Source organism: Nocardia sp. NPDC058058 (genome assembly GCF_042885355.1).
Lineage (GTDB): Bacteria > Actinomycetota > Actinomycetes > Mycobacteriales > Mycobacteriaceae > Nocardia.
On the sequence record NZ_JBHVSA010000001.1, the window covers coordinates 2,160,590 to 2,175,487 of the forward strand.

Annotated in this window: 18 protein-coding genes and 1 tRNA gene; 12 read left to right on the forward strand and 7 right to left on the reverse strand. The window is 66.5% G+C overall.

Going from position 1 to position 14,898, the window contains the following annotated elements:
• Nucleotides 1-6: 6 nt before the first annotated feature.
• Complete coding sequence (locus ACFVUS_RS09910; RefSeq protein WP_387763299.1) at nt 7-492, reverse strand: hypothetical protein; 486 nt, start codon at nt 490-492, stop codon at nt 7-9.
• 126 nt (nt 493-618) lie between these two features.
• Nucleotides 619-1,038 carry a hypothetical protein gene (locus ACFVUS_RS09915; RefSeq protein WP_387763302.1) on the reverse strand — a complete coding sequence of 140 codons (420 nt, stop codon included), beginning with the start codon at nt 1,036-1,038 and terminating at the stop codon, nt 619-621.
• 136 nt (nt 1,039-1,174) lie between these two features.
• Here ACFVUS_RS09915 and ACFVUS_RS09920 point away from each other — a divergent pair, with 136 nt between their 5' ends.
• On the forward strand, nt 1,175-1,615 hold the full coding sequence (locus ACFVUS_RS09920) for an SRPBCC domain-containing protein (protein WP_387763305.1): 441 nt from the start codon (nt 1,175-1,177) through the stop codon (nt 1,613-1,615).
• 104 nt (nt 1,616-1,719) lie between these two features.
• On the opposite strand, the gene ACFVUS_RS09925 is transcribed toward ACFVUS_RS09920, so the two are convergent.
• The 4 genes from ACFVUS_RS09925 to ACFVUS_RS09940 form a co-directional block, all read right to left on the reverse strand.
• The gene (locus ACFVUS_RS09925) at nt 1,720-2,568 is read right to left on the reverse strand and encodes an alpha/beta fold hydrolase (RefSeq protein WP_387763308.1); all 849 of its coding nucleotides are present in this window, start codon (nt 2,566-2,568) and stop codon (nt 1,720-1,722) included.
• Nucleotides 2,561-3,040, reverse strand: coding sequence for an SRPBCC family protein (locus ACFVUS_RS09930; RefSeq protein ID WP_387763311.1), 480 nt, complete (start codon nt 3,038-3,040; stop codon nt 2,561-2,563). Before ACFVUS_RS09930 ends, ACFVUS_RS09925 begins: the two co-directional genes overlap by 8 nt.
• 40 nt (nt 3,041-3,080) lie before the next feature.
• Nucleotides 3,081-3,962: an RNA polymerase sigma factor SigJ gene (gene sigJ, locus ACFVUS_RS09935; protein WP_387763314.1), complete on the reverse strand. Its 882-nt coding sequence runs from the start codon at nt 3,960-3,962 to the stop codon at nt 3,081-3,083.
• Between the two features lie 162 nt (nt 3,963-4,124).
• Nucleotides 4,125-4,325 (reverse strand): hypothetical protein, encoded by a 201-nt coding sequence (locus ACFVUS_RS09940; RefSeq protein WP_387763317.1) that lies wholly within the window; start codon nt 4,323-4,325, stop codon nt 4,125-4,127.
• Nucleotides 4,326-4,704: 379 nt separating this feature from the next.
• On the opposite strand from ACFVUS_RS09940, the gene ACFVUS_RS09945 reads away from it, so the two are divergent.
• Together ACFVUS_RS09945 and ACFVUS_RS09950 are read left to right on the forward strand one after the other, a co-directional pair.
• A complete protein-coding gene (locus ACFVUS_RS09945) occupies nt 4,705-5,610 on the forward strand; it encodes a helix-turn-helix domain-containing protein (protein WP_387763320.1) in 906 nt (301 codons plus the stop codon).
• Nucleotides 5,607-5,798 carry a DUF397 domain-containing protein gene (locus ACFVUS_RS09950; protein WP_387763322.1) on the forward strand — a complete coding sequence of 64 codons (192 nt, stop codon included), beginning with the start codon at nt 5,607-5,609 and terminating at the stop codon, nt 5,796-5,798. Before ACFVUS_RS09945 ends, ACFVUS_RS09950 begins: the two co-directional genes overlap by 4 nt.
• 40 nt (nt 5,799-5,838) lie before the next feature.
• Here the strand turns inward: ACFVUS_RS09950 and ACFVUS_RS09955 are convergent, their stop codons facing one another.
• A complete protein-coding gene (locus ACFVUS_RS09955) occupies nt 5,839-6,468 on the reverse strand; it encodes a hypothetical protein (protein ID WP_387763325.1) in 630 nt (209 codons plus the stop codon).
• Nucleotides 6,469-6,778: 310 nt separating this feature from the next.
• Here ACFVUS_RS09955 and ACFVUS_RS09960 point away from each other — a divergent pair, with 310 nt between their 5' ends.
• From ACFVUS_RS09960 to ACFVUS_RS10000, 9 genes are all read left to right on the forward strand, one after another.
• Entirely contained in the window at nt 6,779-7,897 is a 1,119-nt protein-coding gene (locus tag ACFVUS_RS09960; protein ID WP_387763327.1) for a hypothetical protein, read from the forward strand.
• A 22-nt stretch (nt 7,898-7,919) separates the two neighbouring features.
• Nucleotides 7,920-8,705 (forward strand): hypothetical protein, encoded by a 786-nt coding sequence (locus tag ACFVUS_RS09965; RefSeq protein WP_387763330.1) that lies wholly within the window; start codon nt 7,920-7,922, stop codon nt 8,703-8,705.
• A gap of 4 nt (nt 8,706-8,709) precedes the next feature.
• Nucleotides 8,710-9,567: a MinD/ParA family protein gene (locus ACFVUS_RS09970; protein ID WP_387763333.1), complete on the forward strand. Its 858-nt coding sequence runs from the start codon at nt 8,710-8,712 to the stop codon at nt 9,565-9,567.
• On the forward strand, nt 9,564-10,193 hold the full coding sequence (locus ACFVUS_RS09975; RefSeq protein ID WP_387763336.1) for a hypothetical protein: 630 nt from the start codon (nt 9,564-9,566) through the stop codon (nt 10,191-10,193). Before ACFVUS_RS09970 ends, ACFVUS_RS09975 begins: the two co-directional genes overlap by 4 nt.
• 18 nt (nt 10,194-10,211) lie before the next feature.
• Nucleotides 10,212-11,909, forward strand: coding sequence for a cutinase family protein (locus ACFVUS_RS09980; protein WP_387763339.1), 1,698 nt, complete (start codon nt 10,212-10,214; stop codon nt 11,907-11,909).
• A complete protein-coding gene (locus ACFVUS_RS09985) occupies nt 11,906-12,769 on the forward strand; it encodes a hypothetical protein (protein WP_387763341.1) in 864 nt (287 codons plus the stop codon). The genes ACFVUS_RS09980 and ACFVUS_RS09985 overlap by 4 nt, the downstream gene beginning before the upstream one ends.
• 86 nt (nt 12,770-12,855) lie before the next feature.
• Nucleotides 12,856-12,928, forward strand: a tRNA-Gly gene (locus ACFVUS_RS09990).
• A gap of 221 nt (nt 12,929-13,149) precedes the next feature.
• Complete coding sequence (locus ACFVUS_RS09995) at nt 13,150-13,482, forward strand: hypothetical protein (RefSeq protein WP_387763344.1); 333 nt, start codon at nt 13,150-13,152, stop codon at nt 13,480-13,482.
• Between the two features lie 102 nt (nt 13,483-13,584).
• A complete protein-coding gene (locus ACFVUS_RS10000) occupies nt 13,585-14,889 on the forward strand; it encodes a hypothetical protein (RefSeq protein WP_387763347.1) in 1,305 nt (434 codons plus the stop codon).
• Nucleotides 14,890-14,898 lie beyond the last annotated feature (9 nt).

Below are 14,898 nucleotides of genomic sequence, written 5' to 3' on the forward strand. Positions count from 1 at the left end.
CGACGGCTACGACTTGACTTCTTCGAGCCCCCACCTGATGTACAGGAAGGTGGGGGTGTGACTTTCAGGTTCGTAGTAGGCGAACGCCATTCCGCCATCACCGGCCATACTGCGGAACATGTAGTACTGGAGATCCTTGAACCGTGGATTCAGGAATTTCAGAATTTCCACGGCATCCGATTCGAAGCGGTCGATTTCGTCGCCGGAAGCGCCGGAACCCTTCAGGTGGTTGAGGATTCGCACGAAATACTGCTTCAGGTAGGCCTTCAGCTCCGCTTTGGTTTCGAAATAGGTTTGCGTGTAGCCGAAGCCCGCCTGCTCGTCGATGACATTGTTGACCTTCTCGTCCGAGTCGGCGCCCCTGGCAATGATCTTGGAATCGACTCGGAACAGTCCGGGAACCGAGGCACCTTCCGAATCGATCGCCGCCGCGATCTCGAAGGAGTCGGACATGACTTGATCGCCCGTGAAGATGTCGTGCCAGACCAGCATGTTCCCCAGCCCTCCGTAACGATCCCACGGCCACGACTACGGCGAGACCTGAAACCTATTGCAGCATAGTTCATTCAGACTACGGATTCGACCGGTCCCGGCTGCTTCTCTCTCATTGCCGTTGCGTCACAAGCACATTCCGGTCCCCATCGACTCCGAGTAGATGGCGCAGGTCATCGATGCGGTGCCGGTGCTGGTTACCACCGCACCGGTGTTCCGGTCTGTTTCGGTGACGGTGATCGTGGCTTGGATGGATTGGCCGTCGGTCACCTCGGGGCCGACGAGCCCGATGCTGAGTGACTGGAAACCGCCCGCGACGGACCAGGTGCTGCCGGATCCCGACGTCCCGGTGGACAGGGATACCGAGACCGATTCATCGGCTCCCGGTGTGAGGTTCGACAGCGTGACCATGATGGACGCGACGCGGTGGTTCGCGATGCCGATGCTTGCGGTCGGGACGACGTCCACGGCCTGAGCCGGTGCGCACAGCACCGCCGATCCCACCGTCGCCGCGAGCACGGCAATACCCAATGTTGTTGTTCTCATTGCTCACTCCCCCTGGATGAATCCCCACCGTAGCAAGGCAGCACGATGCTCGCTCCACACTTTTCATGCTCGACGGAATGTTTCGAGCGTGGGTCGCTACCGCACGAGAGCACCGGTGCCGTGGCATGGTGGTGGGATGGCGGAGGATGCTGAATTGAATCCGGCGGCGGTGGAGGTGGGGAGGTTCTTTCCGCAGTCGCCGGAGGAGGTGTGGCGGGCGTTGACGGATCCGGACCTGCTGGAGCAGTGGCTGTTGCGGTCCGTGGGGTTCACGCCCGAGGTGGGGACGCATTTCATGTTCGTGATGCCTACCGAGCCGCCCTCGGAGATCGTGTCGGAGGTGCTGGTCGCGCGGCCCGGGGAGCAGTTGACGTATACCTGGGTTTATACGAAAGGGGACAATCCGCCCAAATGGGTGGTGGATTGGACCATTGAGGCGCAGGGGCGGGGGACGCGGTTGTTGTTGACGCAGACCGGGTTCGATATCGAGGATCGGCGGCAGAAGATGGCGCGCAATGCCATGGAGCGCGGGTGGCGGAATCTGATGCCCAAGCTCGAGGCATTGCTGGCGCGCTGAGGCGCAGGAAGCCCGCCGCGCCACAGGTATCACACAGCAGGCTTCCGGGCCACAGATACCGCCCCGCGCCATAGGCATTGACGCGGGGTGGGCCCGAGCGATAGCTAGATCTGTCGGCGGAGGAACGCCTCCATGGGGGTCAGGACCGCTTGCGGGTCGTCGACGAAGGGCCAGTGGCCTGCGCCTTCGATGATGTGAATCTCCGCGGTGGGGAAGAACTTTCGCTGTTGGTCGGCGAAGCGGACGGGGATGTAGCGGTCGCCCGCGCCCCAGATCACGCATACCGGAAGGGAATCCGCGGATAGGCCGAGGTTTTGTTCGGGGAAGGCGCTCGCGGGGTCGCGGGTGTTGCGGTAGAGGGTCAGGACGGCGCGTTTGTGGGGCCAGTCGGCGTAACCGGCGACGCGGTCGACGTAGTTGCGCGGCAACGGTTTTGGATTGTCGCGATTGAGGGCGATGTGCATGGCGCGGGGGTTGCTCGCCAATTGGAAGAGTTCGCCCAGTAGCGGGGTCTGCCAGATGCGGGCGTAGCGGTGCCAGCTGTAGCCCTGGAGCGCACCGGTATTGATCAAGGTGAGGCTGGCCAGGGCGTCCCGATGGTCCAGTGCCCAGCGCAGGCCCCACGGGCCGCCGAAGTCGTGCAGGACCAGGTGGACTCGGGTGATGCCGAGTTGGTCCAGGAGCCGGCCGAGGAAGCGGGCGTGGCCGGTCACGCTGTGGTCGAAGGACTTCGGGCGTTCGGATCGCCCGAAACCCGGCATATCCATGGCGATTACGCGGGCGAAGCGCGCGATGGGCGGGACCAGGTCGATCCAGTCGTCCATGGGGCCGGGGTTGCCGTGCACGAAGACCACGGCCTCCCCCGCGCCCGCCGGATCGCTGTCGTGGACGGCGCAGCGGACGCCGTCCACGAGGTGTTCGGTGACCGCGAGGGCCGGGGTGGTGTCAGTCATGGGGAGCTTCCACGGGATTCGGCGGGATTCGGGAGGACAGGTCCGCGGCGCAGGCGCGCAGGATGCGGCCGAAGACATGGGTGACGATGGGCCGCGCGATGCGGCGGGTGGCGGCGGCCGCGGCGAAGGGGACGGCCATTTCGGTGGTGGTCGACCATACGACATGGGTGCCGCCGGGGACCTCGGTGAAGGTCATGGTGCCGCCCTCGTGGCGCGAGGGCGGGACGCTGCGATCGACCACGTAGTCGAAGGAGTGCGGGGCGTCGTAGCGGGTGACGCGTTCGACGAAATAGCCGATCAGCCAGGTGTGCACGCGGATCGCGCCGACGCCGTACGGGGCGTCGCGGCCGGGTTGGGTGAGCTTGCAGCGCAGCACCCAGCGGGTGCGTTCGTAGTTGGTGGTGGTCGCGCACCAGTCGAATACCTGATCGATGGGAGCGGGGATAGTGCGTTCTACGGTGATCGTTTCCATACCTCTGGGACACCTCCGGGTCCGAGACCGTGACATGTGATCAAGAAATTTCTCGCAGCAGTGGGCGAACCACATCGATCTCGCGCAGTTTGTCGGGATTGCGGACGGCGTAGAGGCCGGTGATCAGGTCACCGGACACCTCGATCATGAGAATGGAATCGAGTGAGCCGTCGGCGGCACGGCACAGCAGCGCGGGCAGCGCGTTGTAGCGGCCGAGCTCGAAAGTCATGTCCGCCATGGGACCTCGCGCCAGCGCGATGAGGTATTTGGCGACCGGCTCCGGGCCCAGGATCGGACGGCCCGCCACGGTGACCTTGCCGCCGCCGTCGGAAATCGACACCACATCCGGGGCGAGCACATCCATCAGCGTCTGCACCTCGCCGGTGCGGGCGGCCAGTGCGAAGCGGGCGATCACCGCGCGGCTGGTGTCCGAATCGGGTTCGTAGCGTTTGCGGCGCGCCCGCACGTGCGCGCGAGCGCGATGCGCGATCTGGCGCACGGTGGCATCGGATTTGCCGATCATGCCCGCGATTTCGACCAGGGAATGCCCGAAGACCTCGGACAGGACGAAGACCGCGCGCTCGGTGGGGCCGAGGGTTTCCAGCACCAGCAGCATGGCCATCGACACCGATTCGGCGAGCAGGATGTCGTGACTGGCATCGTTCTCGGTGCGGATCGGCTCGGGCAGCCAATTACCCACGTACTCCTCGCGCCGCCGCCGTAGCGCACGCAATCGATTCAATGCCTGCCGGGTCACCACCTGGGTCAGATATGCCCGCGGGTGCTCCACCCCGTCGGCATCGCGCCAGCGAATGTAGCTGTCCTGCAACACATCCTCGGCGTCGGCCGCACTGCCCAGGATCTCGTACGCGATCGTGAACAGCAGCGGCCGCAATTCGTCGAATACCCCCAATTCGCCCACGCCTACCAACCTAGCGCCGTGTCCGAGGATCGTGCGCGATAGTTCCCGCATGAATCTTCCGGGCGCACTCGCTACCCGACAATCGAGCGGGGGCGCGCGGACAAGATCACCAGGAACTGACGGTCGGAAATTGCGGCGTGGAGGTGCGTCAGTTTCCGGTGATCACATACTCGGCGGGTTGATCGGTGTCGCCGCCGGGGGTTCGGGGGGTTCGGATTGGTGGGCGAGGCGGGCGGCGACCTTGTCGAAATAGGCTCTGGCCGGGCAGGTTTCGGTATCGCAGGTTTGGTGGGCGCGGCGGCCGCGTTGTGCGACCTCGAGGTTCATGATCGGGTAGTCCGGGGGTTGATGGCCGATATCCATGGTGGCTGCGCCTTTCTTGCGACAGTCGACACCGTGCGGTGGCGGGCTATCGGGTGATCGATGGGGCGGGGGATGTAGAGGTGACCGCCGCCGGACAGCGCCAGGCGGTATGAGTGGGGCTCCTGGGGGTCGCGGTCACGATGAAAGCCCCAGCAGGACCAGGCGATGACGGTGCCGCACAGGGCGAGGATCGACAGGAGAGCCCATGCGTCCCAAGACATTACGACCTCCATACGGGAAATGACGATGCGGTCCATGACCTTTCACGCACCTAAGATTGAGCCAATTGGGGCTGCCAGCGAGGAAATTCCCGATAGCCTTGTGGAAATCCCCTGAGGGGTATTCCCATACGGGGCATCCCGAGTAGTGAGGCTAAGAAATGGCCGGATCATCACTCCCCCGCCGAGCAGCGGGACGCGTTCTCCGGGACTACCGAATTCGGGCGGGTAAAGGCCAATTGGTGGCCGGGCTGCACATCGAACTGTCACCGCAGAGCATTGGCCGCATGGAAGATGGTCGAAAGATCAAAATATCGACATCTCAAATTCGGGACCTACTGGATTTCTACGGGGTCGGACACCCGAGCAAAGAACGCGATGAGCTGCTGGCGTTGTGGGAAGAGGTCAAGCTGCAAGACCAGGCCGCCAAGCTGCAAGGTACGACGAAGGGCTGGTGGCGGTCCTACAGCGATCAATTCGCCTCACACTTCGATCACTATTTGAACCTGGAGTCGGCCGCCAATAAACTTACGACGCACCAGCTTTCACTGATACCCGGACTGTTGCAGACTTCGGAGTACCGCCGGGCTCTGACAACCGCAGCCGATCCGCAGCTGTCCGCGGTCGATGTGGAGCGGCGGCTCGAACTAGCCGCCCGCAGACGGCTGGTACTCGACAAGGAAGGCTTTCACGTCAAAGCCCTACTGTCCGAGTCCGTTCTGCGACAGCGGCCCGGCGCACCCACAATCATGGACGCACAATTGCGGCACCTCAACGCTGTCGCCGAGCGCGACAACGTCACCATTCGAGTCGTACCGTTCAGCGCACCGGCACCCATCGGACTGGTGGTCCGTTCTTTCGCCCTGCTCGAATTCCCGCCACTGGCAAGCAGATTGGTCGAACCTCCGGTCGTTTACGTGGACGGTTACGAAGGTGCGCTCTACCTGGAACAAAGCGAGGTGATCGACCGTCATCGACGAGCGATCATCGAACTGGAGCAGGTAGCGTTGAGCGGAGCCGCCACCCGAGATCTGGTGTGGAGTATCGCGAAGGAGCACACGGCGTGAATATCGATCTATCCCAAGCGAAGTGGTTCAAGTCCAGTAGGTCGCCGAACGCCTCCGAATGCGTGGAAGTCGCATTCATCGATAGTCATGTGGGCGTGCGGGATTCGAAGGATGCGGGTGGCCCGGCGCTGGTCTTCTCCGGCGAGCAGTGGGATCGATTCCTGGGCAGCGGGGTGTGGCGGCGCTGAAGTGCGCGGCCGCCGGTTCCGGAAGGCGGCGGCACCATGCCTACTTGGCGGGCTCCAGTTTCACCGCGTCCGTCGGGATCGACGGAATCGATTGCACCGTAGGGGTTTTGGAGGTGGGGTCGGGGAGGGTCAAGCGCCAGTCCTCGGCCGACCACTGGACGGTTTGACGGGTGGCGGCGATGCTGGCGTCGGGGTAGGTGGTGTAGATCGTCACCTCGGTGCGCAGCGGGTCGTAGGCGGGGATCTTGTAGCCGGAGATGCGGGGGGCCACGGCCGGGTTGGCGGGGGCGGTGATGGAGATCTGGGCTCGGGACAGCACCCAGGAGTCCTTGGCAGGGCCGGGCATCAAAGACTGCGAGGCGATCTCGGGCCAGGCGGCGTCGGGGGCCAGGGACAGGCGCACCGAGAGGTTCACCGCCGCCAGTGCCGCACCCTGCGGCGTATGCGAGTAGCCCGCCGCGGTGGTGGCGAGTTTGGTGGGGCCGTCATGCGCGCCGATGGGGAGTTGAATGCCCTGGAACGCTTCCCAGTGCACATCGGCGGGGGCGCGCGCCGGATCGGGCGGGGCGATATTGGTCGTCGTCACACCGCCGCCGCCGAGGCCGCCGCACCCGGTGAGAACACAGGCGGCGGCAAGGGGTAGCGCGAGGTGTGCTGGGTGTGCGCGCATGGGAATTCCTTCCGGGAACCGGCGGGCGCGATGAGAAATATTGCGCCGCACGGCTCTTGCGGTGAACGCGAGTGATCTTACGATGTGGAATCGGATGGGGCAGAAGTATTCGTTCCGACTAATCCGTATCAGGTTGTGAGGGGAACGGTTACGGGTAAGATCGACCCGGAAACATGATCATCGCACACCGGTGGGGTTCAGTCATGGGTCAACTGCGGTGGATTGAGCCGGAGGCGCGAATAACGCTGGTCGGCAGGGGGTTTCAGGCGGGTTCAACCGCCGTCGGCCGTTCGGGTAAGGGGAATGGGTAATGAATTCCAAACGAACTTCACTCGCATTATCGGTTTTACCGATAATGCTGGTCGCCGGGCAGGGGGTCGCCGCGGCCGCACCGGGACAACCGGGGCTCGCGGTACCGGGTGAGGGTCAGCCGGGGCTGAGCACCACGCCCCAGTCACCACCCGCGGCCACCGCGCCCAGTCCCGCGGACTGGATTCCGGATCCGCCGATCGCGCCGCCCAACCGGCCGCGTCCGCAACAGCAGACGCAACCGGATGTGAATACGCTGGTCGGGCCGAAACCGCAGGCCACACAGCCGGATACGGTCGAGCCCGAGCCGGAAGCGGTTCCGCAGGCGCCGAACCAGGAAGTCATGCCGACCGATCCGCACAAGCTGCGAGTGGGCGTGAATTCGGTGCAGCTGCCGGACTTCATCGACCTCAAGACGCGCAACAAGGCCCAGGCGTACCTCGATATGGCGGAGTGGCAGATCGCCGCGACGTACGATCGCCTCGGGTTCCCCCAAGATCAATCAGACCGCATGGCCGCTTCCAGCTTCACTGGAGCAGGACTCGGTTTGGCCGCTGGCGGACTGGCAACCGTTGCCGCAGTCCCGGTGGGCTGCGCAGTGGGAGCGGTTGTCGGCGGAATCGCAGGCGGTCTGATCGGCGGCATTCCGACAGCAGGAGTCGGAGCCCCGGCAGGCGTTCTGATCGGTGGTGTAACCGGCTGTCTGACAGGTGCTGCGGTCGTAGGCATTCCAGCTGTAGGCATCATCGGAACCTTGGGCGCAATGGCTGCCGGAGCGCTTGGCGGCGGCAACGCGAACCAGCCTCCGCCTCCTGACCCCGCGACGGTCGATCAGCCATTCGTAGCACCGGTTTCCGCCCCCGTGGCCCCGGTCGCGCCGATCGTCCCCGCCGTGGCCCCCATCCCCGCCGCACAGCCCGTCTACGACGCCGTGGCCCCCATCGCCCAGCAGGTCGAGACCGTGGTGAATCAGGTGGGTACCCAGGTCGCGCAAACCGTCGACCAGGTCACCCAAACCGTGGAAACCACGGTCGATTCCCTGCGTTCCGCCGTCGCCCAGATGCCGCCGCTGACTCCCGAATCCTTCCTGGCGGGACTAGCGCCCGCACCGGGTGCCTGAACGAGAAAGCCTGGGTGACGCCGTGATCGAACAGGACGACCGCACGGCGCCGCGACCACCGATACCCGCGTTACCGCCGACCGCTCCGACTCCGCGCTCCGCGCAGTCGGGCGGACCCGCGTGGGCGCAGTGGCTCGATGACTCCGCCACCGCGCCCGGCGATTCGAATGCCCATGTGCGCGTATCGCTCGCCAAGGACGGTGAGCTGTACGACGACGATCCGATGGCCCCGCTCATGGAGGCCGCGCGCGAGCGCGCGCTGCAAACCCGCCGCCGCCGTCAGCTGCGCAATCGGCTGATCGCCGCGGGAGCGGGGGCCGTCGTACTGCTGCTGGTCGCGGTGGGCGCGTGGGTGACACTCACCCCGAGCGGCACGCCCCTGGCCGCCCCCACCTCGGAACCCACTGTCGCGGCGGTGAACCCGCCCGCTCCGGCCCCGTGGTGCCAGACCAGCAGCACCGCCGACCGGGTGAGCGGTTCCAGCACAGGCGATCTCGACACCGGCCCGGGCGTCATCCTGCACCTGGAATACGCCTGGTACGTGCTGCGCGATGCCGCCGTGGTGCGCAGCATGCTCACCCCGGACGCGATGGCCGCCCCGGAACAGGCCACCCGCGATGCCATTTCGGCCGTCCCGGCCGGGACACAGCACTGCGTCGCCATCGCCCGGCTCACCGCCGACAGCTGGGATGTCACCGTCAACGAACTCCGCCCGGACGGCGCGCAATCGTCCTGGCAGCAGGTCTTCACCACCGTCAACCGGGATGGTCACGTGCTGATCAGCTCGATCCGGTCCTCCGGCGGGTGAGGACATGGTCGATGTCCACGATCTGATCCGCCGGGCCACCGAAGCCGAGGAAGAGCCCGCGCCGCGCACCCCGGTCGGTTCCCCCACCGACCCGGTGCCGCTGCGCGGCGGACAGGGCCGCCTGATGCGGGCCGCCGTCCCCTCGGTGCTGGTGCTGGGCGGCTCCGGATCCTCCGGATCATCGACCACCGCACTGGGATTGGCCGCCGCGGCCGCCGTCGACTCCGAGGGCGAGATCTGGCCGGTGGCCGTGGACGCCACGCTCGGCGGCGGCGATATCGGCCTGCGCGGCTGCGATACCGCGCAGCCGGTGAGCACCTTGCAAACCTGGCTGGTGTCCGCGCATCCCGAATTGCCGTCCAGCGTCGGCGCGTGCGCGGGGCAGACCAGTACCGGCGTGCGGGTACTCACCCGCAGTCCGGACGCGCTGCCGCGCCGGGAATCGCTGGTGTCGGTGGCCCGGCATCTCGAAACCGCCGGACTGCTGGCCGTTTTCGACGCGGGCGCACCGGTCACCAGTCGCCTGGCCGCTCCGCTGCTCGCCGATCCGCGGGTCGGGCTGGTCATCACCGTGGCCGCGCGGCCCGATGCCATCAACCGGTTGCAACCCGCGCTGAGCTGGCTGGACGAGAACTACAGCGAATTCGTGGTCGGCGACGCGGTGATCGTGCTGACCGAACAGACACCCGGCACCGGGGTCGGCATCCTCGCGCATGTGCGCGCGCACCTGGGCGAATGGGTGCGCGCGGTGCAGTTGGTGCCCTTCGATATTCACCTCGCCAGCGGCAGCCTCATCTCCTGGCATCGGATGGCCGCCGAAACCCGCGACGCGTACCTGGCACTGCTGGGAGCGCTGCGATGACCGCGCTCAGCGTGCCCCCGGTGCCCATGTGGCAGCGCGCGGTCCCGAACCGGCCCGCCCGGCCGCCACTGCTGTGGCTGGTCGGCGTGCACGGCGGGGCGGGCGTGAGCAGCCTGGCCGCCAGCATGAGCTGGGCCGGGGACGCCGGGCAGCGCTGGCCCGCGCGCATCGGCCTTGCCGCCGATATGGATTCACCGCTGGTGGTGCTGGTCGCGCGCACGCATATGCGCGGGATGAACATGCTGCATCGCGCGCTGGTCGCGCATGAACAGCACGCCACCCCGGCGGGCAGCGAGGTCGTCGGCATGATCACCGTCGCCGATTCCGCACGCCCACTGCCCAATCCGGTCGAGGAGCGCCGCCGCGATGTCGAGGATCTGGCCTACGACCTCGGCGCGCAGGTCTGGCGACTGGGCTGGCTGGAGCAGTGGCGCGCCCTGGAACCCCATGAAATGGCGGCGTGGAATCCGTCCGTATCCAGTTCACCGCTGGATGACGGCGATCCCACCCGCACACCGCCACAACCGGTTCGGCATCTCGCCGAACTGATCCTCACCACGGCCCGCGCGGCCGGGGCGCGGATCACCGCGAGCGCGCAACCCGGCGCTCGGAACCCGAGTCCATGAACTGAACGAGGTGCGGGCGTGGTCCGGAAACTGCTGCTCATCATTACCACCGCGGGGCTCTTCACCGCGGTGACCATAGGCGGGGCCGGTGCGGGCCCGCCCGATACCAGCCTGCCCATCGACACCTGCCCGGCGCTGTTCGCGCTCGGCGTGCAGGGCACCGGGGAATCCTCACCCGATGCCGCGGTGACCACCGATACCGGCATGCTGTCCACGGTCTTCCGGCCGATGATGTCCGAGGCATCCGATGCCGGACTGGTCGATCGCGCGTACGTACCGTACGAGTCGTCGTTCGGTGGTGTGATCTCCACTGACAAGACCACTTACTCACAATCGGTTTCGAACGGTCTCGATCGATTGCGGTCCATGGCCAAGCAGGTCGCGGACCGCTGCGCCAACACCAGGCTCGCGATTGCTGGGTATTCGCAGGGCGCGAACGTGGCATCGCTGTTCGCACAGGAGATCGCGGCGGGCAAGGGCGTGGTCCCGGCCGACAAGGTCGCGGCCGTCGCGCTGTTCGGCGATCCCACGCGCACTGCGGGCGCGGCCATGTTCCCCGGTAAGCCCGGACAGAAGGAACCCGATCCCGCGCCCGGCACCAACGGCACCGAAGTCGCGAAACTGCCGCCGCCACCGCAATCGGATCAGCCGCCGGCCGGATCCGGTATGGGCACCGCCGCCAAACTCGGCACCAATGTGAACACCATCAGCGCGGGCGGAACCACCGGCGGTGGAGTCAACTTCGGCAGCCTGAGCGGACGCGTGGCCAGCTTCTGCGCGGACGGCGATCTCGCCTGTGACGCACCGGATAACGCGCCGCTGCTGCGCGCGGTGGCCAATATCGCGGGCCAGGTGGAGATTTCGGGCGGTGATCCGATCGCCTCGCTGAAATCCATTGCCGAGGCGCTGGCATTCACCTCGATCAAGACGTTCACCAATGTGGTGAACAACGACATCTCCGGGAACTCGATCACCGATCTGTCGATTCAGCCGCAGAAATCGCTGTCGCAGCGGGTGGCCGACGCCGCCGATCCCAATACCGCGCTGAATCTGCCCGGTGCTATCCAGGCGCTGGTGAAGGTGGGCACCATTGCCTTCAATTCCGTTGTGGCCGTGGTGAAGAATGTACTGACCGGTACCAATATCGCCGAGATCGCGGCGGCCGGATTGGCGAATCCCATTGCCGGACTGGCGGTTCTCGGGGCCAAGCTGGTCGGTGCGGTGGCGGATCTGGTGCCGCCCACCACCATCAGCAAACTGACCAGTCAGGCCTTCTCGGCGCTGGTGCAGAATGTCACCGACAATAAGGATCTGCTCAACGTCACCACCTGGGTGCGGTACTGGAATACCGCCGCCAAGCATGATTACACGCATGCGCAGGGTGGCGGATTCGGCAACAGCCCAACGCAATTCGTGGGCACCTGGTTCGCGGCGCTGGCACACGATCTGTCCTCGGTGAGCACGCCCGGGGCCACACCCAAGGGCGGTAGCGACAAGCCCAGCGGCGGATTCGATTTCGCGCCGTCCAGCACCGTCACCACGAGTGCGGTGCCCGGGGGTCAATTCCCGCTCGGCATAGGCGATTCCAATGGCGGCGGAACCACCGCGCCCAGCACGTCCGGAGCGCCGCTGATCGCCATCGCGCCCACCACCGCGGTCGCACCCACCAGCGGCGCGCCGCTCATCCCGGACCTGCAACCGCAGGGGACGCGATGACCACACAGGAGCGGCGCGAACCGCAGCATCCGGACACCGATGATGAGTACACCGGCAACTGGTCGGATTGGATTGCGCCGGAACCGAAACCGGCCGCCGCACGGCACAGCGAGCCCGAGTACTACGACGACGATGACGACTACTACGACGATGACGACGAGTACGAGCCCGGACTGCGGCCGCATCTGGGAGCCCGGCATCGGCGTGCGACACCACTGCGCTCGAAACCACAGCGGGGGCCCTATCCCGCCTGGGCCGTACCGCTGCTCGGGGTGCTCGCCGTGCTCGCGGTGGTCGCCGCCGTGGCGGTGCAGATCGCGAAGATGAGTCCCGCCGACAAGAGCGGACCCATGCCGACGGTCGCCGCTCCCCCGGCGACCTCGGTCACACCGAGTTCGGCAGCACCGGCGGTGAACACCGATCCGACGCTGTGCCCGAATGAGATGAGCGGCACCAGCATCCGGGGCAATGGACCCGGCGGCACCCGCACCGGCACCGACGCGATCCTGGCGCTACAGAATCGGTACTACGTCGAACGCAATGGGGCGCGGGTGCGGGAGATGTTCGCGCCCGACGCCACCCCGCCGCCGGTCGCCGATATCCAGGCCGGGATCGACAGCATCCCGGTGGGCACCACCTACTGCGTGCAGATCATGCCGGGACCGTTCGCGGGGCAGCACATCATGGTGGTGAGCGAGGCGCATCCGGATAAGTCCAGCCGGGTGTGGCCGCCGCAGCTGGTGCTCACCTCGACCGTCGGGGATCGCACGCTGGTGGCCTCCATCGTGCCGCTACAGAGCGAGAACGCCGCACCGCAGAGCGCGACAGCACCCCCGCAGGGCGCGCCGGCACCGCGCTGAACACCCCGTTTTGGTGTTCGGCGCATCGTCGGCTAATGTCTTCTCTCGCACGCCGAAGGAGCCGCGAGGCCCCGGAAGACGCGCAAGCGGATGTAGCGCAGCTGGTAGCGCATCACCTTGCCAAGGTGAGGGTCGCGAGTTCGAATCTCGTCATCCGCTCAACGAATCCCCTGGTCCGAGGCTCTATGAGCCTCGGCTACCGCAATTTCTCAGCTCTCGCGCTCGGCAGATCGTCGTTGCGATTCGCATCGGGCCACCGAGTCCCGCACCGTGCAAGACTCCCGAGTCCAGTCCCCTGAACGCACGGAATCCGCTCTCGTGCAAAGCATCTCACAAACTTTCCCGGGCATGTCGGCTCATTTTGGAATATCGTGAGCGGGGTGACCCCCATGCTCAGCGCCTTCCACGACACTGTGCTTCATCTCAGCGACAGCTCTGTGCTCAATTTCAGCGACAGCTCTGTGCTCGCCCAGATCAGCAACCCGACCCCCGAGACACCGCCGGTGGCCGACAAACTCATGAAGCTGGTCCGCTACTTCACCTGGTTCGTGCTGCTGTCCGGCGTCATGGGAATCACCTACGCCGGTGGCCGCTTCGCCTGGGAGAAGTGGTCCGGCGGCGGTCTGGCCTCGCCGAAGATGGTGGCGGGCGCGATGATCGGCGGCATCATCGCCACCAGCGCCGGAACCATCATGAACGCGGCCATCGGCTGAATGAACCCGGCCGTCGGCTGATTCGAGCGGCCGACCTCCCGCAACCTGTCGGCCCCCGCCACTAAGCTCGTCGAACAGACTGGCGAAACGGCAGGGGCCACTGTGACGAGTACTGAGCGTGAGGCAGCAGCCTCCGGGAGCACCGGGCGCGATGCGGGCGGCACCGGGCGCGCCGCGAACGCGGCCGGGCGCGATCCGCGCATCTCCGCGCGCGAGGCGGCTGCCACCGGGCGCGATGCGAGCGCCGCCGGACGTGCGAACGCCGCCACCGGGCTCGATGGCTTCGGCCTGGAAGCCATCGACGAGGTGCTCGCCGCCATGGTCGGCGAACAGGCGGCCGAACGCCCGCGCGAAGGTCTGCTCATCACCTGCCGTCTCGGCCTGGACGGCGAACCACCGGAAACCCTGACTCTGCTGGGCGCGCGTTTCGGCGTTTCACGCGATCGCGCGCGCCAGCTCTACACCCGCGGCATCGGCAATATGGTGCGCGCCGCCCAATTGAGCGGTGAACACGATCTGAGCGTCTTCGCCGACCGCTACCCCGTCGGCTGGAGCGATGAGCGTCTGGTGCGCACGCTGCTCGCCGAAATCTATGCCACCGACAGCGATATCGCGGGACAGGATCGCGCGTATCTGCACCTGCGGCTGGCTGGGCACGATCTGCAGGAGTCGAAACGGTTGGCGGGCTTCGTCTTCCAGCGCATCGCAGGATGGCAGCAGAAGGGCCGCTGGCACCTGATGCCGCCCGAACACCTGGAAGAGGTTCCAGCGGACGCCTGGAACCCTTGGCTGCACCGCGTGGAGTGGGCGGCGGGCGATCCGCGGGAGCTGCCCACCGCGCCCGCGCGCACCCTCGATCTCGGCGATGACGGGCGCGGGTTCATGTACTCCGAAAAGCTGGCCCGGGAAACGACTTTCGACACCGGTCTGCAAGCGCGGCTGCTGCGGCTGCTGGACGGCAGTGAACGCGTGGAGAGCTTCCAGGAGTATCCGGCCGAGATCGTCTACGACATCGACGGCAGTGAACGCGTGCACTACCCCGCCGCCGTCGCACGCTTCACCGACGGGCGCGTGGTGCTCATCGATGTAATCCCGCTGGCACACACCGCATTCCATGTGAACCGGGTCAAATCCACCGCTGGGCGGGCCTACGCGCACGCGCAGGGCTGGGGCTGGCTGGTCTGGACCGGCGCGGACGAAGGCGTCACGGATCTGCTCGCCCGCAAGGTGAGCACCCGGCACGAGAACCAGCTCCGCAATCGGCTCGCCACCGGACCGGTCGACTGGACGGCGCTGCGCCGCTACCGCGAAAGCACCGGCATCGACCTGCTCGATCTGGCCGCCATGGTGCTGCGCAACCAATGGCGTTGGGACCGTGGGCCGTTCCTCCTGACCCGAGTCAGCTGAGCCGCAGCC